The organism is Streptosporangium amethystogenes subsp. fukuiense (assembly GCF_042665875.1).
Taxonomy (GTDB): Bacteria; Actinomycetota; Actinomycetes; order Streptosporangiales; family Streptosporangiaceae; genus Streptosporangium; species Streptosporangium fukuiense.
On the sequence record NZ_JBHTEE010000001.1, the window covers coordinates 6,253,923 to 6,278,276 of the forward strand.

Annotated in this window: 27 protein-coding genes; 10 read left to right on the forward strand and 17 right to left on the reverse strand. The window is 69.4% G+C overall.

Features of this window, described 5'->3' with window-relative positions; translation table 11 throughout:
• Window positions 1-451: 451 nt before the first annotated feature.
• The 4 genes from ACFQVD_RS27170 to ACFQVD_RS27185 form a co-directional block, all read right to left on the reverse strand.
• Window positions 452-751: a helix-turn-helix domain-containing protein gene (locus ACFQVD_RS27170; protein ID WP_343976147.1), complete on the reverse strand. Its 300-nt coding sequence runs from the start codon at window positions 749-751 to the stop codon at window positions 452-454.
• A 5-nt stretch (window positions 752-756) separates the two neighbouring features.
• Window positions 757-1,101, reverse strand: a complete 345-nt coding sequence (locus ACFQVD_RS27175; RefSeq protein WP_343976144.1) for a type II toxin-antitoxin system RelE/ParE family toxin — start codon at window positions 1,099-1,101, stop codon at window positions 757-759.
• Between the two features lie 453 nt (window positions 1,102-1,554).
• Window positions 1,555-1,911 carry a helix-turn-helix domain-containing protein gene (locus ACFQVD_RS27180; protein WP_386272371.1) on the reverse strand — a complete coding sequence of 119 codons (357 nt, stop codon included), beginning with the start codon at window positions 1,909-1,911 and terminating at the stop codon, window positions 1,555-1,557.
• A complete protein-coding gene (locus ACFQVD_RS27185; RefSeq protein ID WP_343976138.1) occupies window positions 1,908-2,351 on the reverse strand; it encodes a hypothetical protein in 444 nt (147 codons plus the stop codon). The genes ACFQVD_RS27180 and ACFQVD_RS27185 overlap by 4 nt, the downstream gene beginning before the upstream one ends.
• Before the next feature lie 289 nt (window positions 2,352-2,640).
• On the opposite strand from ACFQVD_RS27185, the gene ACFQVD_RS27190 reads away from it, so the two are divergent.
• The gene (locus ACFQVD_RS27190) at window positions 2,641-3,237 is read left to right on the forward strand and encodes a hypothetical protein (protein WP_343976134.1); all 597 of its coding nucleotides are present in this window, start codon (window positions 2,641-2,643) and stop codon (window positions 3,235-3,237) included.
• Between the two features lie 477 nt (window positions 3,238-3,714).
• Here ACFQVD_RS27190 and ACFQVD_RS27195 read toward each other — a convergent pair whose 3' ends face one another.
• Window positions 3,715-4,296: a TetR/AcrR family transcriptional regulator gene (locus ACFQVD_RS27195; protein WP_343976131.1), complete on the reverse strand. Its 582-nt coding sequence runs from the start codon at window positions 4,294-4,296 to the stop codon at window positions 3,715-3,717.
• A 68-nt stretch (window positions 4,297-4,364) separates the two neighbouring features.
• Here ACFQVD_RS27195 and ACFQVD_RS27200 point away from each other — a divergent pair, with 68 nt between their 5' ends.
• Both ACFQVD_RS27200 and ACFQVD_RS27205 read left to right on the forward strand, forming a co-directional pair.
• Window positions 4,365-5,153 (forward strand): ABC transporter ATP-binding protein, encoded by a 789-nt coding sequence (locus tag ACFQVD_RS27200; RefSeq protein WP_343976128.1) that lies wholly within the window; start codon window positions 4,365-4,367, stop codon window positions 5,151-5,153.
• Window positions 5,150-6,475: an ABC transporter permease gene (locus ACFQVD_RS27205; RefSeq protein WP_343976125.1), complete on the forward strand. Its 1,326-nt coding sequence runs from the start codon at window positions 5,150-5,152 to the stop codon at window positions 6,473-6,475. Before ACFQVD_RS27200 ends, ACFQVD_RS27205 begins: the two co-directional genes overlap by 4 nt.
• Window positions 6,476-6,603: 128 nt before the next feature.
• Here ACFQVD_RS27205 and ACFQVD_RS27210 read toward each other — a convergent pair whose 3' ends face one another.
• Window positions 6,604-6,930, reverse strand: a complete 327-nt coding sequence (locus ACFQVD_RS27210) for a hypothetical protein (protein WP_343976122.1) — start codon at window positions 6,928-6,930, stop codon at window positions 6,604-6,606.
• A gap of 375 nt (window positions 6,931-7,305) precedes the next feature.
• Window positions 7,306-7,983 (reverse strand): winged helix-turn-helix transcriptional regulator, encoded by a 678-nt coding sequence (locus ACFQVD_RS27215; RefSeq protein WP_343976119.1) that lies wholly within the window; start codon window positions 7,981-7,983, stop codon window positions 7,306-7,308.
• Window positions 7,984-8,134: 151 nt separating this feature from the next.
• Here ACFQVD_RS27215 and ACFQVD_RS27220 point away from each other — a divergent pair, with 151 nt between their 5' ends.
• Together ACFQVD_RS27220 and ACFQVD_RS27225 are read left to right on the forward strand one after the other, a co-directional pair.
• Entirely contained in the window at window positions 8,135-8,974 is an 840-nt protein-coding gene (locus ACFQVD_RS27220) for a class I SAM-dependent methyltransferase (RefSeq protein ID WP_343976116.1), read from the forward strand.
• A 133-nt stretch (window positions 8,975-9,107) separates the two neighbouring features.
• Window positions 9,108-9,653: a hypothetical protein gene (locus tag ACFQVD_RS27225; RefSeq protein ID WP_386272378.1), complete on the forward strand. Its 546-nt coding sequence runs from the start codon at window positions 9,108-9,110 to the stop codon at window positions 9,651-9,653.
• A 250-nt stretch (window positions 9,654-9,903) separates the two neighbouring features.
• Here ACFQVD_RS27225 and ACFQVD_RS27230 read toward each other — a convergent pair whose 3' ends face one another.
• The 3 genes from ACFQVD_RS27230 to ACFQVD_RS27240 form a co-directional block, all read right to left on the reverse strand.
• Window positions 9,904-10,206 (reverse strand): hypothetical protein, encoded by a 303-nt coding sequence (locus tag ACFQVD_RS27230; RefSeq protein ID WP_343976109.1) that lies wholly within the window; start codon window positions 10,204-10,206, stop codon window positions 9,904-9,906.
• A 227-nt stretch (window positions 10,207-10,433) separates the two neighbouring features.
• On the reverse strand, window positions 10,434-11,462 hold the full coding sequence (locus ACFQVD_RS27235) for a hypothetical protein (protein ID WP_343976106.1): 1,029 nt from the start codon (window positions 11,460-11,462) through the stop codon (window positions 10,434-10,436).
• Between the two features lie 132 nt (window positions 11,463-11,594).
• Window positions 11,595-11,789 carry a hypothetical protein gene (locus tag ACFQVD_RS27240; protein ID WP_343976103.1) on the reverse strand — a complete coding sequence of 65 codons (195 nt, stop codon included), beginning with the start codon at window positions 11,787-11,789 and terminating at the stop codon, window positions 11,595-11,597.
• A gap of 186 nt (window positions 11,790-11,975) precedes the next feature.
• Between ACFQVD_RS27240 and ACFQVD_RS27245 the strand changes: the two genes are divergently transcribed.
• From ACFQVD_RS27245 to ACFQVD_RS27255, 3 genes are all read left to right on the forward strand, one after another.
• Window positions 11,976-12,545, forward strand: a complete 570-nt coding sequence (locus ACFQVD_RS27245) for a winged helix-turn-helix domain-containing protein (RefSeq protein WP_343976099.1) — start codon at window positions 11,976-11,978, stop codon at window positions 12,543-12,545.
• The gene (locus ACFQVD_RS27250; RefSeq protein ID WP_343976096.1) at window positions 12,542-13,825 is read left to right on the forward strand and encodes an MFS transporter; all 1,284 of its coding nucleotides are present in this window, start codon (window positions 12,542-12,544) and stop codon (window positions 13,823-13,825) included. The genes ACFQVD_RS27245 and ACFQVD_RS27250 overlap by 4 nt, the downstream gene beginning before the upstream one ends.
• Window positions 13,826-14,270: 445 nt before the next feature.
• Window positions 14,271-15,176 carry an SDR family NAD(P)-dependent oxidoreductase gene (locus tag ACFQVD_RS27255; RefSeq protein WP_343976093.1) on the forward strand — a complete coding sequence of 302 codons (906 nt, stop codon included), beginning with the start codon at window positions 14,271-14,273 and terminating at the stop codon, window positions 15,174-15,176.
• 64 nt (window positions 15,177-15,240) lie between these two features.
• On the opposite strand, the gene ACFQVD_RS27260 is transcribed toward ACFQVD_RS27255, so the two are convergent.
• From ACFQVD_RS27260 to ACFQVD_RS27280, 5 genes are all read right to left on the reverse strand, one after another.
• A complete protein-coding gene (locus tag ACFQVD_RS27260) occupies window positions 15,241-15,471 on the reverse strand; it encodes a hypothetical protein (protein ID WP_343976090.1) in 231 nt (76 codons plus the stop codon).
• Window positions 15,468-16,250 carry an enoyl-CoA hydratase/isomerase family protein gene (locus ACFQVD_RS27265; RefSeq protein ID WP_343976087.1) on the reverse strand — a complete coding sequence of 261 codons (783 nt, stop codon included), beginning with the start codon at window positions 16,248-16,250 and terminating at the stop codon, window positions 15,468-15,470. The genes ACFQVD_RS27260 and ACFQVD_RS27265 overlap by 4 nt, the downstream gene beginning before the upstream one ends.
• Window positions 16,247-16,873, reverse strand: coding sequence for a carboxymuconolactone decarboxylase family protein (locus ACFQVD_RS27270; protein WP_343976084.1), 627 nt, complete (start codon window positions 16,871-16,873; stop codon window positions 16,247-16,249). Before ACFQVD_RS27270 ends, ACFQVD_RS27265 begins: the two co-directional genes overlap by 4 nt.
• Before the next feature lie 201 nt (window positions 16,874-17,074).
• The gene (locus ACFQVD_RS27275) at window positions 17,075-18,802 is read right to left on the reverse strand and encodes a CocE/NonD family hydrolase (protein ID WP_386272384.1); all 1,728 of its coding nucleotides are present in this window, start codon (window positions 18,800-18,802) and stop codon (window positions 17,075-17,077) included.
• Window positions 18,802-19,824, reverse strand: a complete 1,023-nt coding sequence (locus ACFQVD_RS27280; RefSeq protein WP_343976078.1) for a fumarylacetoacetate hydrolase family protein — start codon at window positions 19,822-19,824, stop codon at window positions 18,802-18,804. The genes ACFQVD_RS27275 and ACFQVD_RS27280 overlap by 1 nt, the downstream gene beginning before the upstream one ends.
• A 166-nt stretch (window positions 19,825-19,990) precedes the next feature.
• Here ACFQVD_RS27280 and ACFQVD_RS27285 point away from each other — a divergent pair, with 166 nt between their 5' ends.
• A complete protein-coding gene (locus ACFQVD_RS27285) occupies window positions 19,991-21,235 on the forward strand; it encodes an LLM class flavin-dependent oxidoreductase (protein ID WP_343976075.1) in 1,245 nt (414 codons plus the stop codon).
• Window positions 21,236-21,459: 224 nt separating this feature from the next.
• Window positions 21,460-22,644, forward strand: coding sequence for an alpha/beta hydrolase family protein (locus tag ACFQVD_RS27290; protein ID WP_343976072.1), 1,185 nt, complete (start codon window positions 21,460-21,462; stop codon window positions 22,642-22,644).
• A 90-nt stretch (window positions 22,645-22,734) separates the two neighbouring features.
• Here the strand turns inward: ACFQVD_RS27290 and ACFQVD_RS27295 are convergent, their stop codons facing one another.
• Window positions 22,735-23,172: a Zn-ribbon domain-containing OB-fold protein gene (locus ACFQVD_RS27295; protein WP_343976069.1), complete on the reverse strand. Its 438-nt coding sequence runs from the start codon at window positions 23,170-23,172 to the stop codon at window positions 22,735-22,737.
• Entirely contained in the window at window positions 23,169-24,338 is a 1,170-nt protein-coding gene (locus ACFQVD_RS27300) for an acetyl-CoA acetyltransferase (protein WP_343976065.1), read from the reverse strand. The genes ACFQVD_RS27295 and ACFQVD_RS27300 overlap by 4 nt, the downstream gene beginning before the upstream one ends.
• Window positions 24,339-24,354 lie beyond the last annotated feature (16 nt).

Here is a 24,354-nt window from a genome sequence, read left to right on the forward strand (position 1 = left end):
CGTCAGGAAGAGGAGCTCCAGACCCGGCCCGTTGGACTACCGCCCTTACGATCGCCTGGCGGTGGCTGATCTCCGTGCAGGGCTGGGGGCGATCGACGGTCCGGAGTTTCGTTCCTCAACCCCGGCCCACCGGACATCAGGGCGGCGAAGGTGCAGACGCTCCCATGCCTTCGCGTGCCCGTTGCGTGCCCGTCAGGAGAGTGATCAAGGGGGACTCACGGGGAATCACGGTAACTCACTCCGCTCCCCCGCAGGTCAGCGTCTTCCCAGGTCAGCGACCAATCGTGATAGAGACTTCCCAAGCTGACAGCGCGGGTTCGATTCCCGTCACCCGCTCCAAGTCTGAAGGCCCAGCTCAGGGATGATTCCCGATTTAGGCCCTGTTTTCAGCGTCGTTCGGCTCGGCTGTTCCCACTTCGGTGATCTGCGACTCCGGAAATACCTCGGAAGATCAGCTCGCCTCACGCAGGGGTTGGAACTGAACGCTCAGCCGCATCTCCAAAGCCTCCGCGAGCCGCTCCAGCATCGGGATGGTCGGCATCGTCCCGCCTGCCTCGAACCGCGCCACTGCAGGTTGCTTCAACCCCGCGCGCTCGGCCAGCTCACTCTGGGTCAGGCCGAGCTGCTCACGACGCAGCCGTACCGCCTCGCCCAACTCGAACCGGATCCTGGCGGCCTCGTACGCCGCTCCGGCCCCCGGACGGCTCATGATCTCAGCCCGCTTGGCACCCCAGCTCTTGCGCTCACCCATACCACTCACTCCTCATCCGCCGTGTGAGCCTCGGCAATACACCGCTGCATGGCCCGCCACGCCCGCTCGATCTCAGCGGACTCGCGCATCCGCTGCTTGCGGAACACCGTCAGCATGATGATCCGCCGGCCCGGTGCGATCCAGTAGGTGATCCGTACCGCCTCCCGGTCGAGGTGGAAACGCAGCTCACGTAACTTGCCGCGGAGCTGACGAGTGTAGGGCTCATCCAGCAGGACACCACGCTCGGCCAGCAGGTCGACATAGAACGCCGCCGTCTCCTGCCCCTCCTGATCAAGCGTGTCGAACCACTCATCGACCTCTGGCTCCAGTTCCACCTCTCCCCAATTCATAACACGGACGTTATAGCGACGGCAAGTATCACGTCCTGGAAACGCTCCTGTTCTTCCTGTCGAGAAAGGTCCGCAGCGGGAGGCTCCCCAGCACACTCCGCCCCGAGGGCAGTCGTCCGGCTTCCCGTGCAACGTTGATCACGTGCCAGATCCGTGCCAGAACAGGCGGGGAACCGCGGTCACTCACGGGGACTCACGGTCACTCGACTGCCTTGACCTGCACCCCTGTCCTCCCAGCTCAAGGCGGCAAGGTCAGTAGATGATTCCCAAGCTGACAGCGCGGGTTCGATTCCCGTCACCCGCTCCACGCCCGAAGGCCCGGCTCAAGAATGTGATCTAGAGCTGGGCCCTTCCTCGTTCCCCTGGCGCTGGCGACTCCCGAGCGGGCCTCTAACGGCTGAAGACCGCTACCGCGGAAGCCTACGGCCTGAGCCTCGAAGTTGCGCCTGCGACTTATGCGTTCGTGAGCTGTCGGTGATGCACCGTTAGGGGCTCGATTTCAGTGGTGTCGTCGTCGACGACGAGCTCGACGCGGAACCGAACCCCCATTGCCGCACCAAGGCGCAGCAGTGTCGCTATATCCGGAATGCCACCACCGCCCTCGATGCGAGACAGGGCGGGCTGGGACATCCCGGAGCGCTCCGCTACGACCTTCTGAGACAAGCCTCGGCGCTTACGGATTTCACGCAACTGGTCTCCAAGCTCCAGGTCACGGCCCGCCTGCTCGTACTCGGAGTGGGACTGCGCATCCGCCTCCATCTCGCGCAGACGCTTCGCCTTGTAGGTCTCCCAACGGCTGTGACCCATCATGCGCTCCTCTCGAACACGTGCGTGGTGGTTAGGTCGTGCTCTACCTCACACCGCTTCTTAGCAGCGATCGCTCGGTCGACGTCGGCGGCCTGCGTCCCATCCTGTGTCTTGCGGAAAACCGTCAGGACCACGATCACCTTGTTGAGCGCCTCCTCCAGCGACACCAGCAGGCCCGGTTCCAGAGCGAAGCTCGGCATGAAGCCGATCCCGTCGAGAAGGGCCTCGCCCAGCCGGGCTCGGTCGGCGGCCGTCAACTCGGTGACGGGGCGTTCGAGGAGCTCCCGCGTGATGGGAGTGGACGCGCCCCACTCCTCCGTCAGGCAGGCCGGCTCGACGAGGGGTTCGGCGTCGAGACCACCGTCGCGCAACGCCGTGTAGATGCGGACGCCCAACTCGTCGACGGCCTGACGGAGCTCATCGACCTGCTCGTAGGGACGCATGCCGCAGTGTCTCCCGCCTCGCGGATCCCGGCAAGCGAGATTTCACATGTCACCAGCCGTTCAGGGATTCGCGGATCATGAGGTGCCTGAGCTGAGGATTACCGCCGCGGCCAGGCACAATCAGATCGTGGAACCTTTTCATCCTGAAGTCGCAGCTCAGAGCGAGTGAACCGGTAGAGGTGAGCATTCAGGTCGCCGCCGGGCAGGTCGTCGGGCGATCCTGCCCGGTCCAAACAACTCCACATCACCCGCTTCCGAGCTGTCCGGCTGAGAGGATGAAAAGGGCTCCGTGGACCTCCAGGATTCCCCGCTTCTGAAAGCTGCCCGGCTCTGTCCCGTCGACGTCCGGACCGAGGAAGCCGGCATCAGCGTGGCCGACGTGCTGGAGTACCTGGAACATGACGAATGGGAGACGGCCCTCCTCCTTCTCGAAGAGCTCGGCGACGCGCATCCTCAGTTGCCCGAGTTCTGGAACCTGCTGGCCGATGCCGCTCGCCTGATGTGGCTTCAGGAGGACGCCGACTGGTGCGAATGGCGATGTGGTGAGGCCCGCAACGGTGCCGTTCGCGCCGACCTCTGCCTCACGAGCGCCGAGGACGGAGGCCGCATGAGCCCCATACCTCTCCGCGGAGTGCTCCGGCCCGTGTGGGACATCGGCCTTCGCACGCCCGAGGATGAACCCTTGCTCGGCATCGCCCGACTCTGGGTCGAAGGTCGTGATCCGCTGGAGCCGGGTGCGTGCGGGTCGGTGAGATTGCTTCCCCTGACCTTCGAACACTGGCAGCACCTCAAGCCAGGCGATGTGATCACCATGCACGAGATCCGAACCCCTATCGGGACCGCGCGCATCACCGAGATCAGCCTGCCCGTGACAGCCGGTTCCTAGTTGCAGTTCCAGTTGCAATCCAGCCCCGTTCAGGAGAGACCGGCCGCGCCCGTTGGTCAAAGTGGAACTGATTTGAACGGGCAAGATCAGAGCTGCTACTGAGAATGAAAGCTCGGCGTGACGCGCGATCATGCCGCTGACCTGCAGTGATAGATACCCTTCGGGTAACGTCCACCTTTGATCGTCAGTAATGCGGTTTATGTTTCCCTTGCGCCTCCACTCGATCGGTTCGCAGCGTGCGGCGAAGACCTCCTGTTACCGGCGGATCGGTCCTGCCAGGTCGTCGCAGGCGGGACCAGCGTGGTCGACGGCTCCATGGGAGGCGTTCACGAACGCACCCGGCCTGGAGCGGAGGAGAGGCGAGGAAGATCGCTTCCCGGGAGAGGAACGATCGTTTCCCGCGCTCACCGGCGCATAAACGCTTGCGACTGCCTCCAGGCCCGATGGCGATGCGGTCGCACTTGCGAAGAGATAGCGTCAGCGGCGATGGCCGGAGCTGAAGTCGGCGGCGACGAACTGCTCTGCCGTCGGCGCACGTTCAGGGTCGGTGAGCCATTGCGAGGCAAGCCCGACGAGCAGGGCGAGGTAGTGTGATCCGATCGCGTGGACCTCGCCCGGATCGCTATCCGGCCCGAGGCCGGCGAACGCCCGCGCCAGCGAGGCCCTGGCAAGCTCCTGACCGCCGACGATCATCCCCCGGATCTCATCGTCCTGTCGTACGGACGCGACAGATTCGAAGTTGACGAACCACAGCGACCGGTTGGCCTGGATCGAGTCGATGATCCGACCCCACAGGCCTTCCTGATCGCCGAGCCCGGACCGCGTCCCGTCGGCGACGTCGTCGGGTTCCTCGAGCACCGCGAACAGCAGCTCACCCCACTCCGTGTTGAGATCGCGCAGGGCCAATGTGAGCAGCTGCTCCTTGGACCCGAAGTGGTAGTTGATCGACGCCTGGTTCGCCCCCGACGCCGCGACCAGGTCCCGCACGGTCGTGTGCGCGTACCCCTTGGTCAGCAGACAGTCACGCGCCGCCAGCAACAGCTTGTCCTTGGCACTCATATGCTCTACCGTATCAAATAAACATTCGTATGAAACGATCGTTTAAAACGCTCTTTTAGAGAGGTGTCATGACCCGGTATGCCACTGCCATGCCCACGCCACCCGTACTGCGCATCCGCGCTCTCCGCTGCGAATATCCAGGAGAGGCCGGACCCATCCATGCCCTGCGCAACATCGACCTCGATGTCGCCCGGTCGTCCTTCTTAGCGATCATGGGACCGTCGGGGTCCGGCAAGACCACCCTCCTGCACTGCGCCGCCGGGCTACAGAATCCGACGTCAGGCTCCGTCGAACTCGACGGGCAAGACCTTCGCGGGCTCGATCAGACACAGCTCGCGCAGTTGCGCCGACGCCGCGTCGGATTCGTCTTCCAGTCGTTCAACCTCCTGCCCGCGCTCTCGACCATCGACAACGTCGAGCTCCCCCTGCGCCTGGACTCCCGGAAGACCGAACCCGCGCGCACAACCGAACTGCTCACCCGCGTGGGGCTCGGCAACCGGGGCAGCCACCGCCCTCATCAGCTATCAGGCGGCCAGAAGCAACGCGTCGCCGTCGCGCGAGCATTGATCACCGACCCCGACATCGTCTTCGCCGATGAGCCCACAGGCGCCCTCGACATTCGCAGCGCCAGGGAAGTCCTGCGATTGATGCGTGAACTCGCGGACCACGGTCAAACGATCATCATGGTCACCCACGATCCGGTCGCCGCCTCCTATTCCGACGCCGTCCTCTTCCTCGCCGACGGCCGGATCGTCGATCACCTCCCTCACCCCACCGCGCAGCAGGTCGCCGGCAGAATGGCCGTCCTGGTCGAATCGGCGGAACAGGCCGCCCACGATACGGCGGCGAACCGATGATCAAGATCGCCATGCGCTCTTTCGCGCATCACCGCGCCGCCGCGATCGCCACCGGCCTGGTCACGCTCGTCGGCACCATCCTGGTGACGGGCATGATGAGCCTGCTCGGCACCGGGCTGGCCGAGAGTACGGTCGCCGCCGACCGCGCGTTCCTGGTGCAGTTCCCGCTCATCATGGGCGGCTGGGCGGTCGCGATCGTCCTGTTCGCCATGGTCTCGACGATCAGCGTCGCTCTCACCGGCCGCGCCGGGGAGATCGCGGGCATCCGTCTCATCGGCGCGAGCCCCCGACAAGTGCAGCAGATGCTCGCCATCGAGACAGCGGCCATCTCGGCCATCACGGCGCTCCCGGGCCTGGCCACCGGCTACATCGTCGGCTGGATCGTCACACAGAGCATCCATTCCGCCGGGCTCACCGACGCGGCCTCGGTCTTCGCGCCCGGCTTGCTCCTCCCGATCCTCGGCGTGCTCATCGTGCTGGCCACGAGCGTACTCGCCGCCTGGATAGGCAGCCGCTCCCTGGCTCACCGCAGCCCTGTAGCCGATGCGCCTCCGCCCCCACGCCGTCGCACGGGACGGCATCCGGGACGGCGGCGCCGAATCACCGCGGCAATCATGATCGCCGCCGGCTTGGCCTCATCGGCCGCGGTACTCGCCATGGACCCGACCGACGTGCTCACCACCGCGATGACCGGGCCCGGCTGCGTACTCGTCGCCGTCGGCATGTGCCTCCTCGCTCCGGAACTCGTCGCCGCGGCGAACACCACGCTCAATGCCTTCCGCCCAGCACACACCACCGCTCCCTCCCACCTGGCCGCGATCAACCTCTCCGCGGCCCCGGACCGGGTACGACCGACCGTGACCTTCCTGACCCTCTTCGTCAGCGTCGCCGCAGGCACGCTCAGCATGCAAGGCATCGAGAACAGCGTCGGCACGGCGAACAGCACAGCTCAGGTCCTCGCCTCGATCAACTACTTCGTCGTCGCCCTGATCGCGGCATTCATGGCCATCGCCCTCACCAACAATCTCGTCGCCTCCATCACCCAACGCCGCGCGGAGTTCGCGGTCATGTCCCTCATCGGCTCGACCGGTGCCCAAACACAGCGAATGCTCGTACGCGAGATCGGTGCGGCCACCGCCATCAGCACCATCGCCGGAAGCATAGGAGCGTTCGTCACCGTCCTGCCCTTCGCCATCGTCAAAACCGGCAATCCCCTACAGGCAGCGGCCCCCCTGCCCTACGCGGTCACCATCGTGATCGGGATCGGCGTCACCCTCGGCGTCACGTCTCTCGTCGGAAGGCGCGCCATCCGCACGGCGTGAGGTCACGGCAGGCAAGGGAGGACGCCGCTGCGCACCGGCGTCCTCCCCCGCCCCCAACCTGCCACCCACCGGCCGCACGCCTCGGATCTGAAGTAACTCTCTGGGTCAAGAGGCCTTCGGGCGCTTGCTCATTCGGGCCGGCGCAGCCTGGTGCGATAGTGATCGGCACGCTCCGCTGCCATACGTTCCCGTCGCTCCTGAGTCAGGATCTCTTGGGGACTCGGCACCCGCCGCTTCTCATGTCTGATCGCCAGGCGGATCGCCCAGTAGAGAAAGAAGAACACCAGCACCGCCGGAACGGCCCATATCACCAGCAAGAGCAGAATCTCGGTGAACCCGATCGCCATCTGATCCTCCGTACAGGGGAAACCAGCATGCCTGATCTTGCAGACCGCGTCCATCGAGGACTTCGCCCAGCCGTCGACCTGAGATCGGCTTTCACGTGCCATCGACACCGTTCCATGCTCGCCATCCGCAGGGATCAAGCTTGATCGCATGCCGGATCAGTTGGTCTCGGCCCCGCCAAGGGACGGATCGTCGCCGCCTTGGTGCTGGAGCGGCCCATCCGCGCCATCGGTTTCTTGAGCGAGGCACCGGTCATCGCCGCCAGGGTGTTGCGTCGTCAACAGATCCACGGAAGCCCGGCACCCTTGAGTGCTTTCGCCCAGACCTTCGTGAAGTCGCCGCACCGGAGTTGTGCGCCTTTCTCTCCCACGAAGTCCGGCCTGATTTGGTCGCCGCGGACGGGCCGATGATGTGACCCTGACGAGGGCTCTCGCGGCAGAAGCCCGACGACAGGAAAGCGGCCTGACAGGGCGGACGTCCGCGTGCTAGGCAGGCCGGGGTACGGAGGCCCATTCGGGGAGTGTGAACCATCGGGGCACGGCACGGCGTAGCGCTTCGGGGCCCTGCACCTCGACCGCGTGCAGGCGCAGCGCATCCGACCAGCTCAGGTTGCCGCGCCAGACCTCGACCATGCTGCGCACACCGGCGGTCACCGTCACGGTCACGGCGTGGCCAGGGTCTGTGTCGCAGACGTCGACCTCGTCAGATGTGATCACGAGCCACCAACGGCGACTGTTGGGTGGCACGTCCGGGAACTGGAACTCGATGACCGTCCGCCCGTCCGGAACGGCGGTCCGGTCGACGTTGCGGTGCATATCCCACAGCAGCAGCTTCGGGTCCAGGTCCTCGTCGCCCAGCTCTCCGATCCAGCGAATGCCCCAGGCTGCGAGTGCCTCGACCACCGGTCGCAGCTCGTGGCCGGCCTGGGTCAGGACGTATCGCACATCGTTGTCCTTGACGTGCCTCTCCACGATGCCGGCATGTGTGAGCTGGTGCAGCCGTCGGGACAGCAGCGTGGGGGACATGCGTGGCAGGCCGCGACGCAGCTCGTTGAAACGCTCGGTCCCGCACACCAGTTCCCGGATGACGAGCAGGGTCCAGCGTTCGTCGAGCAGTTCAACGGCCTTGGCTACGGGACAGAACTGGTGGTACGAGGAGCCCATGTCCCGCAGTCTAGATTCAGCCGCCACGAATGCCAGCCACCCCGATCGGGACTCGGCCGGATGCCGGTACAGATCGTGTACTGGATAGCGAATTCGTCCTTCCTTACCGTCGATTCCAGTCCACCGCAGATCACGATGAGGGAGCAGTACGATGACCGTCCAGAGCGACCCGCTAGAAGCCGACCGTGCCCTGAAGGCCAAGCATCGCGACATGTGGGCGCTGGGTGACTACCCCGCGGTCGCCGCCGAGATCATCCCCGATCTGGGCGCGATCCTGGTCGAGGCCTGCGGGGTGGGACGCGGAGACAGGGTGTTGGACGTGGCCGCCGGGTCCGGGAATGCCGCCATTCCCGCCGCGCTGGCCGGGGCGAGCGTGGTGGCCGGCGACCTGACCCCGGAACTGCTGGAGGCCGGGCGGACCTTGGCCACGCGGCGCGGCGCAGAGGTCGAGTGGCGGCAGGCCGACGCGGAGGCCCTGCCGTACGCCGACGGCGAGTTCGACACGGTCCTGTCCTGTGTCGGGGTCATGTTCGTTCCCAACCACCAGGCCGGCGCCAACGAGCTGATCCGGGTCTGCCGTCCGGGCGGCACGATCGGACTGCTCAGCTGGACGCCGGAGGGGTTCATCGGTCAGATGTTCGCGACGATGAAACCGTATGTGCCCCCACCTCCGCCCGGCGCGCAACCCCCTCCGCTATGGGGCAGCGAGGGTCACGTCCGTGCACTGCTCGGGGACGCGGTCACCGACGTCGAAGCGCGCCGGCAGACGGTCACGATCGACCGGTTCGCTCACCCCGGCGCGTTCCTTGACTACTTCAAGGCCAACTACGGCCCGACCGTCGCCGCCTACCGAGGGATAGCCGGGGACCCCGACCGGGTCGCCGCGCTGGACCAGGCCCTCACCGAACTGGCCCGCGCCCATCTACACGGTGCGGAGAAAACGGTGATGGAATGGGAATACCTTCTCCTCACAGCGCGCAAGCACGACTGACGACGAGAATCGTCGGCGGAAGCCCGGTTGCGTCGACGGCAATCCTCGTGCTGCAGCTGCGGGAAGCCGGGTGAAGATCCTCACTGGTCCGCCATGGCGGCCCGATGTCGGCACGCCTCGATACGGTACGGCCGTGGCCGACATTCACGAACTCATGGTCGCGATGGACCTGCGTGGCGACCTGCCCGAGACCGAACTCGCCGAGTTGCGCTGGCACTTGGGCCTCGGCTCGCGGCCCGAGCACATCACCGAGGAGACGATCGTCGTCAATGAGGTCCTCGATCTGCTGCCCGACGAGCAGGAGCCGGTGCAGGATGAGAACGGCGACTGGGTGATCAAGGAGTTTCCGCAGCCGGCGTGGGAGGACGGGTCGCCGTACGCGGCCTCGAAGATTCCCGGCGCCGGCTGCTCGATCCTGGTGCGCGCGGATGACCACGCCGACGAACGCTGGGCGCTGACCTGCCGTTGGGAGGTCCACCCCGACGGGCATGCCGAGGTGGCCGAGCGGATCGGCTGGTTGGCCGCCCGGCTCCACAAGAACGAGTCCTTTTTCGGCTACCAGCGCTGGTATGAGGACAATGAGCCGGAACTGCTCAGCGTCCGCGATGGGAAGGTTGTGGCGTGTCGCAACGGCGCATTCGTCCCGCCGTTCTGGGATGAACCTGACGCGGACTGCTGATCTTTAATTCGTGATGTTCGGCGAGCAGGTGAATGCATCGGATTACTGCGGTACGCGCAAGGAAGGCCGGTACTCATCGTTGATCTCCAACTGGAGGACGGCCCGGGACCACGGCGCGGCCGAGGCACCGGTCGGGCCAGTGCCTCGGCCACCGTGCCCGGCCGCATCCGCGTGTGCTCCAGCGCGATCACCTCCGGCGCTGAGTGGGGCCGGCCCTTCCGAACTCGGAGCCGATCGAAGCCCTTATCGTTCAGGGCGAGGTGGACTCGTTCAGAGGGTTCACCAGGTCGCGTGCCGCGATGGCCAAGGCGATGAAATCACGGAACCGTGCGAACTCCTCCTGGTTCATCTTCAGTCTCGTCCCCCCTGTGACCTGGTCGTCGCCCCGCCTGGCACCGAGCCGAACCTTGAACCCATCGCTGTACGGCTGGACGTCCACCCCAAGAAACGCCACGTGGTAACGACTGCTCTCGGACAGACCCCGGTGAAAGATCTCAAGGGTCCTGCCGTCCTGCACCAGGATGTAATCGCCGAGCTGAAACTCCGCCGCCATGGCTCCCGCTTCGAAAGCGTATAGATAACAGTGCCTCCGACTGTCCCATACGATCGATGGCTGCACGCCGAAGCCTGTGCCTACGTATTCGGCGATCTGGAGGCTCAGACTCCACGCCGTTCTCATCGAGGGCGGTGTAGATCGCCACCCGGTCCTCCGGGAGAAGGAAGCCGGAAACCACCGTCCCCGTCAAGATCCCAGACCGACGTCTCCGTGGTGATCCGTGATCAGACGGGCAGGGTCGCGGCCAGCGGTGCGCCGATCTGGATGTCGAGATACGCCGCGAAACTGTCTCCGCCGACAGTGCTCTGGCGCGCGTCGATGATCACGACCGTTCCCGCCACAATGCCGGCGAAGCCGGTGCCGGACCGTCGGGACTGTTCGATGCGCTCGGTGACCGGGCGGCGAACCGCCTCGGTGAGAAAGGTGAGGCCGCGTGGGAACTCCTGGCTGAGCGGCTGCCGTTGCCGCCCCGACTCGATCCGGCTGCCGATGCCGAACCAAGCCGAGACGATCTGATCACCGCGGAGGGAGACACGGAAGTAGCCGTTCGACTGGGGGCGATTGCAGCTCTGCTGGGGCGGGTAGGCGCAGTCGTAACCACCGGCCCGAAGATCAGCCACGGCCGAACTCATCATGGTCGCGTAGTGCTCGGCGCCGAACGGCCAGCGTCGCACGGAGCTTTCCCGGGCGGTGACGACCAGCCCGTCGATCACGGAATAGCGGTAATCCGCGTGCGTGTCCCGCCATACGGTCCGGGGGATCTCGTCGCTCCGCTGCGCCATCCGGCCCCGGAGGTCACGATCGAAGTCGTTGATCTCCTGCCGCACCCGATCACCGGCGCCGGACCAGATCGCGGCCAGTGCCGGTGCCGCAGCAGCGGCGACCTGATCGTCTTCCGCCGACTGCCCGGCGGGCGGGAACCACGCCCAGGCGAGCCGGTCGTCATGGTCGAGCAGGAACTGCGCCACCTGCGGGTGAACCGTGTCCGCCTGGTCACGGTGACCGATCCGGCACCACAGGGCACGGCCGTCCGTATTGGCCCGGACCTGCGCACAGAACCAGCCGGCCGCCGCCAACGGCCGAGTGACGGACCCGGCCGTACCGCCGGCCGGGACGGGGTCGGCCCGCGAGTTCTCACCCGCCGCGTCGTGGTCGTAGACGCCATCGGGTGGCAGCGACGGTGGCTCGGCCGATCGGGTGCAGCCGGTCAGCGCGAGCGGGCCGAGGATCATGACCATCGAGATGATCATCATCTTGTGAATGGCCGGCCAAGGTCGGCGTGCGCGTATGGAGAGCGGAGGGGACACGGGTTCATCGAAGCCTCCGGTCCACCGATTCGACAACTTCGATCATCAGACGCGGGTTCGCGGCGCCGTGTCTCACGGTCACTCGCCCGCCCCCCGCCCTGGCCGGGGAGGGGCGGGCACGACCACGTCCGCCTGCGGGGGCACAGGCATCCGGATGCTCGCCCGCATCACGACGGCGAGCTCCACGCCGGCGACCGTCTGCGCGAAACGCACGTCGGTCCCGGCGACTCCGCCGTGCGCGGCCGCCGGGGACGCCCAGGCGAGCAGGGCCACGAGGGGCGAGCAAGAACCGGGACCAGACGTTGGTCACGGCCGTGAGCCTTGGAATCGGCCCGGGACCGCCACATCCCCCGCGGGCGCTGACGCGCCCTGTGCCGCGGGACTACCGGCAGGCGGAAAGGCACGGAAGATCCACAAGAGTCATTGCACAATGATTCTTGTTTATATAGAGTGCCCGCCATGCCTGATCATTCGTCGATCACCGACTCGCGGGTGCTTGCCGCCATGGCACACCCCCTGCGCCGCCGCTTACTCGACCTGCTGAAAGTGAACGGACCTGCCACCGCGAGCGCGTTGTCCCAGCGCACCGGGGAAGCGGTGGGCAACATCAGCCATCACCTGCGCGCGCTGGCCGGGGCCGGCCTCATCGAGGAGGCACCGGAGCTGGCTCAGGACAGGCGCGAGCGATGGTGGCGCCGCACCTCGCAGACGCTGTGCTGGTCATCCAACGACTTCACCCACGACGCCGCCGGCGAGGTGATCGCCCGGGCCCTCGAATCGATGAACCTGGAGCGGCAGACCGGCCACGTCCGCCGCTGGGCGGACCAGCCGCAGTCCATTCAGGAACGCTGGCCGCACGGTCCCTTCTCCAGCGAGACCTGGCTCCACGTGACCGACGACGAGCTGGCCGAGTTCGCCGCCGAGATCGCCGCGGTGATGAACCGATGGGCCGAACGCGACCTGCCCGACGACGGCAGAGACCGCGAGACCGTGTTCGCCTTCGCCCGGGCGGTGCCGGCGCAGCTATGACCCCGGCCACTGCCACCCCCGTCGCCCGGCCGCCCCGGTTCGGCCTGCTCCGCGGGCGTGACTTCCGGCTGCTCTGGATCGGCGAGAGCGCCAGCAGCCTGGGCAGCTCGGTCACCAGCGTCGCCCTCCCGCTGGTCGCGGTGACCACATTGCACACCTCGGCGTTCGCGGTCAGTGTGCTCGCGGCGGCCACGTGGCTGCCGTGGCTGGTCATCGGCTTGCCCGCGGGTGCCTGGGTGGACCGGCTCCCACGGCGCACGGTGATGCTGGTGGCCGACTACGTGTCGATGGCCGCTTTTCTCAGCGTGCCGGTCACGGCCGCCCTCGGCATGCTGACCACCGCCCAACTCGTCGTGGTCGCCCTGGTCGCGGGCACGGCCAAGGTGTTCTTCGCGACCGCCTACCGCGCGTACCTGCCCTCCCTGGTCCAGGGCGAGGACCTGCTGGAGGCCAACGCCAAGCTGCAGGGCAGCGAGCAGGTGGCCAACCTGGCAGGACCGGGCGTGGCCGGGTTGGTTGCACAGTTGTTCTCGGCTGTCGGCGGGCTCCTGGTGGACGCCGCGAGTTTCGCCGTCTCCGCCCTCTGCCTCCAGGGCATCGGGCACCGGGAGGTCGTCGAGAGGGGCCCACGGCGACGGCTGCGCAGCGAGATCCGGGAGGGACTGCGGACGGTCGTGGCCGACCCGCTGCTGCGCGGCAACATGCTCTACGGGTGCGTCGCCAACCTGGCGTTGACCGGCTACACGTCCCTTCTGGTCGTCTTCCTGGTTGACGACGTCGGGCTGAGCGCGGCGACGACCGGTGCGCTGATCGCCGTGACCAGCCTGGGAGGCGTCATCGGCGCCTTCGCGGCGCGGCCGCTGGCGGCGCGTCTGGGCAGTGCCCGTGCCTTCCTGATCGGCAAGGCCGCGCTGCCCCCGGCCGGCCTGTTCATCGCGTGCGCCGATCAAGGGGTGATGCTGGTGCCGTTCGTCGTCGCCAGCATCGTGATCATCGCCGGTGTCGTCGCGGGTAACGTGATCTTCTCGGGTTTCACCCAGGGCTACGTACCCACGACACTCATGGGAAGGGTGAGCACCAGCAGCCAGGTGGTCAACTTCGGCGCGATGCCGCTGGGCGCCCTGCTGGCAGGAACGCTGGCCGTCGCGTTCAGCGTCAGGGCCGCACTGTGGATCATGCTGAGCATCTTCGCCCTCAGCGGGCTGATCCTGCTGGCCTCGCCCCTGCGCCGGCTGCGGGATCTGCCGTCAGGACGCATGGAGCCGCCCACCGAGCACTGACGGCCGAGACGGAGTGATCTTCCACCCCGGCCGCGGCGGCGAATAACCGCCGCCCGCTTCCGGACCGCCTGCCGGCATTGGGGCATCGTCCAGTCGGCAGCCGGGCCGGCCGCGTGCTCGACAGCAGCGCAGCCGAACCGTTCTCAGATGTTGCCGTACAGCAATAGCGGCAACGCCTTCACCGCATGTCACTGTCACGGCAATTTTCGACAATTCCTCAGCCGCAGGCACCGCACCTGGATTCAATTCCATATTTCGCCGTTTCAAAAAGAAAACAGCCGATGGCGGCCCGGCGGACATATCTCGCCGACCGATAAATAATATCCGATACGCATTGATATCGAGGCTTGAATTCATTTACAATCTGGAAAGACTTTCCGTTCGTCCTGGCGGAGTTTTCCGCGGGGGCTCGGCGGAGTTCGATTTCCAAGGCATGGAGAGTGGCATGACGGCTTCATCCGGTATCCGCGGCGGGCTCGACCTGAGCGGGCGGGCCTGCATCGTCACCGGGGCCGCGCAGGGCATCGGGGCGGCCGAGGCTCGGCTGCTGGCGCGGCGCGGGGCGGCGGTGCTGTGCGCGGACCTGGCGGACAGCGGGCCGCTGGCCGAGGAGATCCGGGACGCGGGCGGCACCGCCGTGGCCTGGCGGGGGGACCTCGCCGAGAAGGGCGCGGCCGAGGACGTGCTGGACGCGGCCGAGGGGTTCGGGGTGCCGGTGTCGGTGCTGGTGAACAACGCCGGGATCGTCCGGGACCGGATGGTCTTCAATCTGGACGACGAGGACTGGGACGCGGTGCTCGCGGTCAACCTGACCGCGCCCTTCCGGCTGTGCCGGGCGCTGGCCCGGTACTGGCGGGCGCGACCGGGGGGCGGGCGCCGGATCGTGAACACGAGCAGCGAGTCGGGCCTGTACGGCAACGCGGGACAGGGCAACTACGCGGCGGCCAAGGCCGGTCTGGCCTCGCTGACCCTGACCATGGCGGCCGAGCTGGGCCGGTACGGGGTGTGCGTCAACGCGATCGCGCCGCGGGCGCGGACCCCGATGAGCGAGGCGGCGTTCGGCGGGCTGCCCGACGGCACGCTGCCCGCCGAGCGAATCGCGACCGTGGTGGCCTGGCTGGCCGGCCCGGCGGGCGAGGACATCACCGGGCAGGTCCTCGTCGTCGCCGGGGACACCGTGCGGCGGATGCGCACCTGGTCGCCGGTGCGCACGGCCCGGCAACCGGCGGACTGGTCGGCGGAGTCCGCCGCACGGTTCCGGGACGGGTTGTTCGCCGGGGACGGCAGCCGGTACGAGCCCGCCCCGATCGGGGCCCTGTTCACCGAGGGGTCCGGCGAGGGGCCGGGCTGAGCGGGCGTCCCGGCCCGACGTGCCCGCCCCCGCCGGGCAGACCGGCAGGGGCGGGCAGGGGGAGTCAGGCGCCATGCCGGTCGGCGCCGGCGGTGCCGGGGATCAGGGAACTGCGGACCTCGTCCTCGATCAGCTTCCACTCGCCGTCCCGCGCGGTGAGGCCGACGCCTTCCAGGACCGGCGTGTACTCGCCGGCCCGCTCGTAGCCGACCGACAGCCCGTCGATCTCCAGCAGCGGGGTCCCTGGCGGGGCGGCGGCGCGGGTACCGGAACATGAGGTCTTCCTCTCGGTCACGGCCGCCCTGGAGCCGGCGGGGGCGAGGGCGGGAAGGAACGGGCGTCGACCGCGGCCAGCGACTCCAGGGCGAGCCCGTGCGCCAGGCCGAATCGCAGCTCTCGCCGGATCAGCATGGTCAGGCAGGCGCGGGTGTAGCGCAGGGTGAGGGTGGTGTTGCCGGCGAGCTGCCGGGCGAGCTCCCAGGCGCGCTCCAGCAGCCGCTCCGGCGGCAGCACCTCGGCGACCAGGCCGAGCTCCAGCGCCTCGCGGGCGCCGATGGTCCGGCCGGTGAGCAGGAAGTGCCGGGCCCGGTTCATCCCGAGCAGCCAGGGCCAGACGATGTGCACGCCGTCGCCCGGCACCACCCCGGCGACCACGTGCTGGTGGTCGGCGAAGGCGGCCGTCTCGGAGGCGAGCACGATGTCGGAGAGCAGCGCCAGCTCGGCGTGCTCGGTGGCCGGGCCGTTCACCGCGGCGATCACCGGGACCTCGATGTCGAGCAGGTCGAAGAGCAGGTTCCGCCCCTCGTGCGCGATCCGGTCCCAGCCCAGCGGGGTGGTGTTGCGCCGCTCGAACGCCATCTCGGTCAGGAAGTCGGGGCCGGTGCCGGTCAGGATGACCACCCGGTTGTCCGGGTCTGTGGCGATCTGCCGGAACGCCTCGGGCAGCTCGCGGTGCGCCCGCTCGCTCCACTTCAGCGACCCGCCGTCGGTGTGCAGCGAGACCTGCAGGATGCCGTCGTGCCGCTCCATCGCGACGTCGGCGAACCGGTCGCGGTACTCCTCGAAGCTGCTCACCGGCCCGGCGCCCCCGCCTTGTGGTTCTCCGGGCGGCGGCCGTCGGGTGCCCAGGCCCGGTAGCCCGGCTCCAGCGGCACCTCGAAGGTGGCCATCAGGGTGGTGAGGGCGCGCCAGATCGCGATCACGTAGCAGATCTCGACCACCTCGCCGTCGTTCGCCAGCTCCGACCTCAGGTCGTCCAGGGTCTCCGGGGAGATCCGGTCGTCGCGCACCATCTCGTCCACCGCGCGCATCACGGCGCGCTCGGCGGGCCCGAACCCCGGGTGGTCCGCGCCCTCGCGGACGGCGAGCACGTCGGCGGGGCGCTTGCCGGGCAGGTCGACGTCGACCGTCGGCGCGTAGTGGTGGGCCCACAGGTACTCGGAGCCGGTGGCCCAGGCCACCCGCATGATCGCGAGTTCGCGCAGCCGGGTGGCCTCCGGGCGGACGGTCAGCCGCCCCTCCCACAGGATCCGGTCGTTGATCTCGTTCTCCACCCGGGCGGACTGCGGGGAGTTCATCAGCAGGCGGTAGAAGTGGATCCGCGACATCTCCTCGCGCATCCCCACCTCGACCGCGATCCGCGCGGCCTCCTCCACCGGGAGCATCGGAATCAGGCCCTGGGGTTCGTCGGTCGGCATGGCCGCCCCTTTCTGACAGGCGTGGATCACGGGCGGCCCGCCTTCCACGGCGCGGCACGCTGTTCGAGCCATTCGAAGAGCTTCACGAGCAGCACGCCCGTGACGGCGAAGATGAGCACCCCGGCGAGCAGGGCGTCGGTTTGCCAGGATTCGGGATGCTGCGGTGCCCTGACCTCACCCCGGGTGCCGTTATCCCCGCCGTTACCGGGCGGGAGTCACGGGGAGCACGAGCGCCGAGGGGTGCTCGGCGTCGTGCAGGACCGTCTGTAGCGCGACCCGCAGGTCCTCCGGCGAGGACGCCGTGCCGTCCGCGGTGTTGGGGTGCCGGTCGTACTTGGGGAACGAGCCGCTGGAGACCTCCAGCCGGATCCGGTGCCCGGGCAGGAACACGTTCCCGGTGGCGATCAGGTCCACCTCGACCCGGATCGGCCCGTCCCCCGCGGCCGCGACCTCCGCCGCGGTGATCCGCCGGATGCCGTCGCAGAGCAGGTACGCCCGGCCGTCGGGGTGGACGTCCACCAGCTTGGCGGTCACATCGGTGGCCGGGGCGGTGGTGCGCAGGTGCAGCACGGCGTGCACCGGGCCGATCACCTCGACCGGCTCGGTCAGCGGGTCGCCGCTGTAGACCAGGACGTCGTCGCGGTCCTCGACCGCGCTCTGGTCCATCGGGCCGGAGTTGGCTGCCGGGTTGGGCAGGTAGACGGCGCCGCCGCGGGTGGGCACCGGGTGGCGCGGGTCGTACCGGAAGGCGTCGTACGGTTCGCCGCCGCGCGGCGGCTCGGTGCTCAGCCGGCCGTCCCCGTGCCGGGAGTTGGCCGTTCCGCCGCCGCGCAGGTACCACTTCGTGGGGCGGGCGCGGGCGGGCGGCCACTCCTGCTCGTCGCGCCACTCGTCGGCGCCCATCACGAACACCCGCACCGGCGGCAGGTCGGGTTCCGGACCGTCGGCCAGGTGCCGCCCGAACCAGGCGAGCTGGATCCCCTCCAGGTCCATCCCGACCGGGAACCGCCGCTCCGGGCCGCAGGAGTCGCCGAACAGCGCGGGCGCCCACTGGGTCCACGGGCCGATGACCAGGCGCTGCGCCTCGGCGGCCGGCCCGCCCGCGTCCTTGATCGCCTGGTACGCGGCGAGGTTGCCGTCCAGGTGCACGTTGTACCAGCCGGCCACGTGCAGCACGGGGACGTCGGTCCCGGCCAGCGCCTCGCGGGCGCTGAGCCGGTCCCAGTACGGGTCGCCGGGCGGGTGGGCGAGCCACTCCCGGTAGTGCGGGGCGACCCCGTCCAGGGCGGGCACGTCCGGGAGCGGGAGGGCGCGGAAGGCGGCGTCCGGGTCACGCAGGGCGCGCGCCAGGGCGCCGGAGGCCGTCCGGTGGACGTCCGCGCCGTCGCGGGCGACGGCGCGGCCGAGCTGGTCGGGGGCGAGGTTGGCCAGGCTCCACCAGAGGTTGAAGCCGAGCTGGAACGCGCCGCCGCGCCAGACCCAGCCGCCGTCGAACTCGGACGCGGTGAAGTGCGGCACGATCGTGCGCAACCCGGGCGGCCGGTGCCGCAGCGCCTGCCACTGCGGGACGCCGTTGTTCGACGCCCCGTACATGCCGACCTTGCCGTCGGACCACGGCTGCGCGGCGGCCCACTCCACGCAGGCGGCGGCGTCCGCGCCGGAGCCCTCGAACGGGCGGAACGGCTCGTCGCCGCCGGAGCGGAACCGACCGCGCGCGTCCACCACCACGACGGCGAACCCGTGGTCCACCGCGCGCTCGGGGTTGATCACACCGTAGACCGAGGCCCAGTTCGCCTTGTCGTAGGCGGTGTACTGGAGCAGCACCGGCCGCCGGCCGGGAGCCGGGTCGCGGTAGACGTCGGCGCGCAGCACCACGCCGTCCGGCAGCGGGATCCGCACGTCCCGCTCGCGCAGGACCGGGGGCCGCATCAGTCCTCGCCCGCGGCGGCCCGCACCACGCGGGTCGCCAGCGCGCCGAGCCCGTCGATCTCCAGCCGGACCACGTCGCCCGGCTTGATCCAGCGGTCGATCTCGATCCCGGCGCCGGTGCCGACCGTGCCGGAGCCGAGCAGGTCGCCCGGCAGCAGGGTCTCCCCGGCCGACGCGTGCGCGACGATCTGCTCGATCGACCAGTGGATCGTCGCGGCGGAGCCCTCCGACCACAGCTCGCCGTTGACGAAGGCCCGCATCCCGGCGCCGAACGGCCGGGGGATCTCGTCGGCGGTGACCAGGTACGGCCCGGTGGCGCAGCCGCGGTCGAAGCCCTTGGTCTTGGCCGGGCCGACCCGGGTGCCCATCTCGCGGCCCTGCACGTCGCGGCAGGACAGGTCGTTGAAGATGGTGAGCCCGGCGATGTGCTCCCAGGCCCGCTCGGGCGGGATGTCCCGGCCGCGGCGGCCGATCACGATCGCGAACTCCAGCTCGTAGTCGAGCTTCTCGGTGTAGGCGGGCCACTGGCCCGGCTCGTCGGGGCCGAACACCGAGGCGCTGCGCGTCACGTAGTGCGACGGGGCCTCGTACCACTCCTGCGGGACCTCGCGGCCCAGGTTGCGCAGGGCGTTGACCATGTGGTCCTCGAAGGCGAAGAAGTCGCGCACGGTCGGCGGCCGGTCGACCGGGGCCAGCAGGCGGACCGCGTCGCGCCGGTAGGCGTGCGCGCCGAGCGGACCGGACCGCTCCAGCGCGGCCTCGGCGTCGCCCAGCGCGTCGAGCAGCCGCCGCGCCTCACTTTCGGCGCGCCCGCCCGACCCCAGCAGGGCGACGGTGCTCCCGGGGAAGACCGCGCGGGCGAGGTCGGCGGCGCGGCCGGCCTCTCCGCCGTCGGCGAGGATCTCCGAGGCGAGGAGCGCGGCGAGGTCGACGACGACCGGCGCGTCGAGCGCTCCGACCGCGGCTCCCGTCCGCACCTCGGCGTCCGGCCAGCCATGCGGTGTGAAGCGGCAAATCCTCATGGGAACCCTCCGTCGATCGCGACCGAATGGCCGTTCTGTTATGAAGTGCGGTTTATTGCGGGAGCCGTTACTCCGTCGTTACGGATCACGGGGAACGGCCCGGTAACTGGCCGCCCCGTTCGATATCGGCAGTGAATTCGGTCTGTGACTGCTGAGGAGTGAGACAGTGGGCGTCAAGGCGATCGTGCAGCTGTACCCGGTCATCCCGGTCGAGGGCGGGGCCGCCGGCCGCGCGGCCCGGCGACCGCTCGGGCGCGACCGCGACGAGTTCCAGAAGGTCATGCGGGACTGGGCGAGGATCGCCAAGGCCGCCGAGGACCTGGGGTACTGGGGCATCGCCGGTATCGAGCACCATTTCCACTCCGAGGGGTACGAGATCTCCCCGTCCCCGGGAGTGGTCAACGCCTGGCTGGGCGCGCACACCAGCCGGATCAACATCGGCACCAACGGCTATGTGCTGGGCACCCAGGACGCCATCCGGGTGGCCGAGGAGTGCGCCATGCTCGACCACATGCTCCAGGGCCGCTTCTGGGCCGGGGTCAGCCGCGGCTACCAGTCGCGCTGGACCGACGTGCTCGGCCAGCATCTGGGCACCCAGGCCACGCTGTCGGACGGCGGCGCGGCAGACAAGGCCAATCGCGGGATCTTCGAGGAGCAGGTCGAGCTGATGCTCAAGGCCTGGACCCGGGACTCCTTCGACTTCAACGGCTCCAGGGTCCAGGTGCCGTTCCCCTACGACACCGGCATCACCGGCTACCCGGCCGCCGACACCGCGTCGCTGATGGGCGCGACGGACGAGGTCGACGGGGACGGGGTGATCCGGAAGATCTCCGTCACTCCGGCGCCGTACCAGCGGCCGCATCCGCCGGTGTTCGTGGCGTCCTCCAGCTCGGAGGAGTCGGTCCGCTACTGCGCGCGCAACGGCTTCGTGCTGACCAGCTTCTCGCCCGCCTCCCGCACCGAGGAGTTCGCCCGGGTGTACGCCGAGGAGGCGGCCGCGGTCGGCCATCCGCTGCCGTTGGGCGCCAACCAGGCCCCGGTGCGGTGGCCGCACATCACCGACTCCCCCGCGGCGTTCGACAAGGCCCTGCTGGACTACGACGCCGACATCTTCGAGCACTTCTACTCGAAGTTCTTCAAGAAGAAGATGGCGATGGGCGACGACGTGGTGCAGGCCGTCAAGGACTCCGGCCTGTTCCTGGGCGGCACCGTCGACCAGGCGCGAGCCCAGTTCGCGGCGGAGTGGGAGCGGGTCCCCTACGAGTACTCGGTGCTGATCTGGCACTGGGCGCAGCAGCCGGCCGACGACGTGATCCGCGAGATGGAGCTGATGGCCACCAAGGTCTACCCGGAGATCGGCGGCATGGCCGGTCCCCAGGAGCGTCCGCTGGCGCAGTGGGCCACGACCTGACCCGGCGCCCGCGTACGGCCGCCGCCCTCGACCCGGGGCGGCGGCCCGGTGCGCCCGCCGTCCGACAACGGCGGGCGCACCGGGTAACGCCACCTGTAATGCGGCGGCGGTATCAATATGAGCCGCAAGTACCAGTCCCAGATGACCGCAGATGCCAACGGACGAGGGCACGCTCGCACGCGTGCGCGTCCGCCGCCCGTCTCGCCGTCCCGCGAGGAGTCGTCGTGTTCGAGTTCTTCCCAGGCGACCGCGCCTGGTCGTCAACGGTGAACCTGGCCCTGATGGCCGGTGGCTCGCTCGGCGACATGGAGCGCTGGCTGGGCCCGCTCCGCGACCTGCCCGCGGCGGACCCCTCCGCGGCGGACCCGCCGCCGGCGAGGCTGGAGGCCTGGGCCGCGGCCTGGGCGGGGATGGCGCACCGGCAGGAGGAGCTCGCCGCCCTGGACCTGAAGGCCGGGTACCCGCTGACGGCGGGGGCGCGCTACCTGCGCGCCTCGGTGTACCACGCGAGCGGGCAGCGGCAGATCCCGCTGGGGCCGGCGAAGTCGGAGAGCTACGCCGCGGCCCTGCAGGCGTTCGGGAACGCGGTGGAGTGCGCGTCCCTGCCGCTGGAGCGCATCCACATCGACTCCCCCGACGGCATGATGCCCGGCTACCTGATCGCGCCGGACGCCACCGACCCGCGGCCGGTGGTCATCGTCTACGGCGGTCTGGACCTGACCAAGGAGCTGGTGTACGCCGTGGTGGGCACCGCGTTCGCCCGCCGGGGCGTCACCTGCCTGGTCGTCGACACCCCCGGCACCGGGGAGCTGATCCGGCTGCGCGGCGTGCCCTCGCGCCCGGACTACGAGGTGCCCACCGCGGCGATCATCGACTACCTGGAGACCCGGCGTGACGTGGACGCCCGGCACGTGGCCGTGCTCGGCATCAGCTTCGGCGGGTACTACGCGGCCCGCGCGGCGGCGTTCGAGCCGCGGGTCTCGGCCTGCGTCTCGTGGGCCGGCAGCTGGGACTGCGGCGCGGTCTGGAGACGGCGCTGGGACGGCCGCTCCGGGTACGAGCCGGCGTCGTGGTTCCTGCCCTGGGTGCTCGGCACGCCGACCGTGGAGCAGGCCCTGGAACGGCTGGAGGAGTGGACGCTGGCCGACGTGTGGCCGCGGGTGACCCAGCCCCTGCTGATCGTGCACGGGGAGGACGACCGGGAGATCCCGGTCGCCGACGCGCACCGCGCCTTCGAGGCGGCCGGATCGGAGGACAGGACGCTGCGCGTGTTCACCGCCGGGGAGGGCGGCACCGAGCACATGCAGACCGACGACCCGGGCCCGGCCCTGCAGCTGATCGCAGAGTGGCTGTCGCTGCGGATGCCGGTGGAGGCGCACCTGCCGGCGCCCTCGCCGCGCGCGGTCTGACCCCCGGCTCCAAAGCGCCGACCGACACCGAAGCACCCCGCGGCCCTGAGGCCGCGGGGTGCTTCTCGGTCTGCGCCGGCCCGGTCCGGGTCAGGCGGCGGGGCGCCAGAACGGCAGGGACGCCTCATCGTTCAGCGGGACGAAGTCGACCTCGACCCGCATCCCGATCCGGACCTCGTCCACCTCGCAGCCGATCACGTTGCCCATGATCCGCGGCCCCTCGTCGAGCTCGACCACGGCGACCGCGTACGGGGTCCACTGGCTGAACGGGAACGCCCCGTTCTGCCGCACCACCGAGAAGGTGTGCACGACGCCCCTGCCCGCGGTGGTCAGCCAGCCGGGTACGGCGCCGCACTCGACGCAGATCTGCCGGGGGTAGAACTGCCGGTGGCGGCACTCGGGACACTCCTGCACCAGCAGCTCGCCGCGCAGCGTGGCCTCCCAGTACGGCCGGGTGGAGGCGTCCAGCAGCGGTACCGGGCGGCCCTCCATCGGGGGTGCGTCAGTGGGTGTGGTGGCGTTCGTCATGCCTTGTCCTTTCCGAGGATCACGGTGCCCATCGCCGACAGCCAGCCGCCGGAGCCGCACGCCAGGGCGACCTCGGCGCCCTCGACCTGCGCCGCACCGCCCTGGCCGCGCAGCTGCCGGGTGGCCTCGATGAGCAGGAAGATGCCGCGCATGCCGGGGTGGCAGGAGCTGAGCGCGCCGCCGTCGGTGTTCAGCGGCAGGGCGCCGCCGAGCTGCAGGGCGCCGGAGGCCGCGAACGGGCCGCCCTCGCCCTTCTTGCAGAACCCGAGGTCCTCCAGCATGAGCAGCGCGGTGATGGTGAAGCTGTCGTAGAGCTGCACCGTGTCGACGTCGTCGGGGGTGAGGCCCGCCTGGGCGAAGGCCTCCTTCCCGCTGCGCTCGGCGGCGGTGCGGGTGTAGTCGGGCATCTGGCTGATGTTCCAGTGCGTCTGCGCCGACGCGGCGCCCAGCACGTACACCGGCGGCTGGCGCAGGTCGCGGGCCCGCTCGGCGGTGGTGACGATCACCGCGCCGCCGCCGTCGGAGACCACGCAGCAGTCCAGCAGGTGCAGCGGGTCGGCGATCATACGGGAGTTGACCACGTCCTCGACCGTCATCGGCTTGCGGTACTGCGCGTTCGGGTTGAGCGCGGCGTGCGTGCGGCAGGCCACCGCGATCGCGGCCAGCTGCTCGGAGGTGGTGCCGTACTCGTGCATGTGCCGCTGCGCGGCCATGGCGTAGGCGCCGATCAGCGAGTTGCCCCAGGGCGCCTCGAACTGCAGGACGCCCGGGACCGCCTCGCCCGGCCTCTTGGCGCCGAAGCCGGGGTTGGTGCCCGACTTGGTGTACAGGTCGGAGCCGTAGACGATCAGCACGTTGTCGCACAGGCCGGCCCGGATCGCGGCCGCCGCGTGCTGGACGTGCAGCTCGAAACTGGAGCCGCCGACGGCGGTGCCGTCGAAGTACCGTGGGTTGATGCCCAGGATCTCGGCCATGGTGCCGGCGTTGTCGGGCTGCGCGAAGTCTCCCTGGGCGCACATGAACCCGTCGATCTCGCTCTTGGCGAGGCCGCAGTCGGCGAGCGCCCGCTGCACGGCGAGTACGTGGTGCCCGACCGCGTCGAGATGCGGGGCCTTGGGGTAGTCGCTCAGGCCGATCCCGGCGACGACTGGCGTGCGGTCAACCATGGGTGTGGTCTCTCCT

Excerpts from the sequence above, each read along its gene's own strand:
- ACFQVD_RS27275 (WP_386272384.1), bottom strand. The coding sequence starts at position 18,802 with ATGCGGCCCCCGGTCCTGCGCGAGCGGGACGTGCGGATCCCGCTGCCG.
- ACFQVD_RS27230 (WP_343976109.1), bottom strand. The coding sequence starts at position 10,206 with ATGGCGGCGGAGTTTCAGCTCGGCGATTACATCCTGGTGCAGGACGGC.
- ACFQVD_RS27205 (WP_343976125.1), top strand. The coding sequence starts at position 5,150 with ATGATCAAGATCGCCATGCGCTCTTTCGCGCATCACCGCGCCGCCGCG.
- ACFQVD_RS27175 (WP_343976144.1), bottom strand. The coding sequence starts at position 1,101 with ATGAATTGGGGAGAGGTGGAACTGGAGCCAGAGGTCGATGAGTGGTTC.
- ACFQVD_RS27200 (WP_343976128.1), top strand. The coding sequence starts at position 4,365 with ATGACCCGGTATGCCACTGCCATGCCCACGCCACCCGTACTGCGCATC.
- ACFQVD_RS27170 (WP_343976147.1), bottom strand. The coding sequence starts at position 751 with ATGGGTGAGCGCAAGAGCTGGGGTGCCAAGCGGGCTGAGATCATGAGC.
- ACFQVD_RS27245 (WP_343976099.1), top strand. The coding sequence starts at position 11,976 with ATGCCTGATCATTCGTCGATCACCGACTCGCGGGTGCTTGCCGCCATG.
- ACFQVD_RS27235 (WP_343976106.1), bottom strand. The coding sequence starts at position 11,462 with ATGATGATCATCTCGATGGTCATGATCCTCGGCCCGCTCGCGCTGACC.
- ACFQVD_RS27185 (WP_343976138.1), bottom strand. The coding sequence starts at position 2,351 with ATGCGTCCCTACGAGCAGGTCGATGAGCTCCGTCAGGCCGTCGACGAG.
- ACFQVD_RS27280 (WP_343976078.1), bottom strand. The coding sequence starts at position 19,824 with ATGAGGATTTGCCGCTTCACACCGCATGGCTGGCCGGACGCCGAGGTG.
- ACFQVD_RS27195 (WP_343976131.1), bottom strand. The coding sequence starts at position 4,296 with ATGAGTGCCAAGGACAAGCTGTTGCTGGCGGCGCGTGACTGTCTGCTG.
- ACFQVD_RS27180 (WP_386272371.1), bottom strand. The coding sequence starts at position 1,911 with ATGATGGGTCACAGCCGTTGGGAGACCTACAAGGCGAAGCGTCTGCGC.
- ACFQVD_RS27255 (WP_343976093.1), top strand. The coding sequence starts at position 14,271 with ATGACGGCTTCATCCGGTATCCGCGGCGGGCTCGACCTGAGCGGGCGG.
- ACFQVD_RS27250 (WP_343976096.1), top strand. The coding sequence starts at position 12,542 with ATGACCCCGGCCACTGCCACCCCCGTCGCCCGGCCGCCCCGGTTCGGC.
- ACFQVD_RS27300 (WP_343976065.1), bottom strand. The coding sequence starts at position 24,338 with ATGGTTGACCGCACGCCAGTCGTCGCCGGGATCGGCCTGAGCGACTAC.
- ACFQVD_RS27295 (WP_343976069.1), bottom strand. The coding sequence starts at position 23,172 with ATGACGAACGCCACCACACCCACTGACGCACCCCCGATGGAGGGCCGC.
- ACFQVD_RS27215 (WP_343976119.1), bottom strand. The coding sequence starts at position 7,983 with ATGGGCTCCTCGTACCACCAGTTCTGTCCCGTAGCCAAGGCCGTTGAA.
- ACFQVD_RS27220 (WP_343976116.1), top strand. The coding sequence starts at position 8,135 with ATGACCGTCCAGAGCGACCCGCTAGAAGCCGACCGTGCCCTGAAGGCC.
- ACFQVD_RS27270 (WP_343976084.1), bottom strand. The coding sequence starts at position 16,873 with ATGCCGACCGACGAACCCCAGGGCCTGATTCCGATGCTCCCGGTGGAG.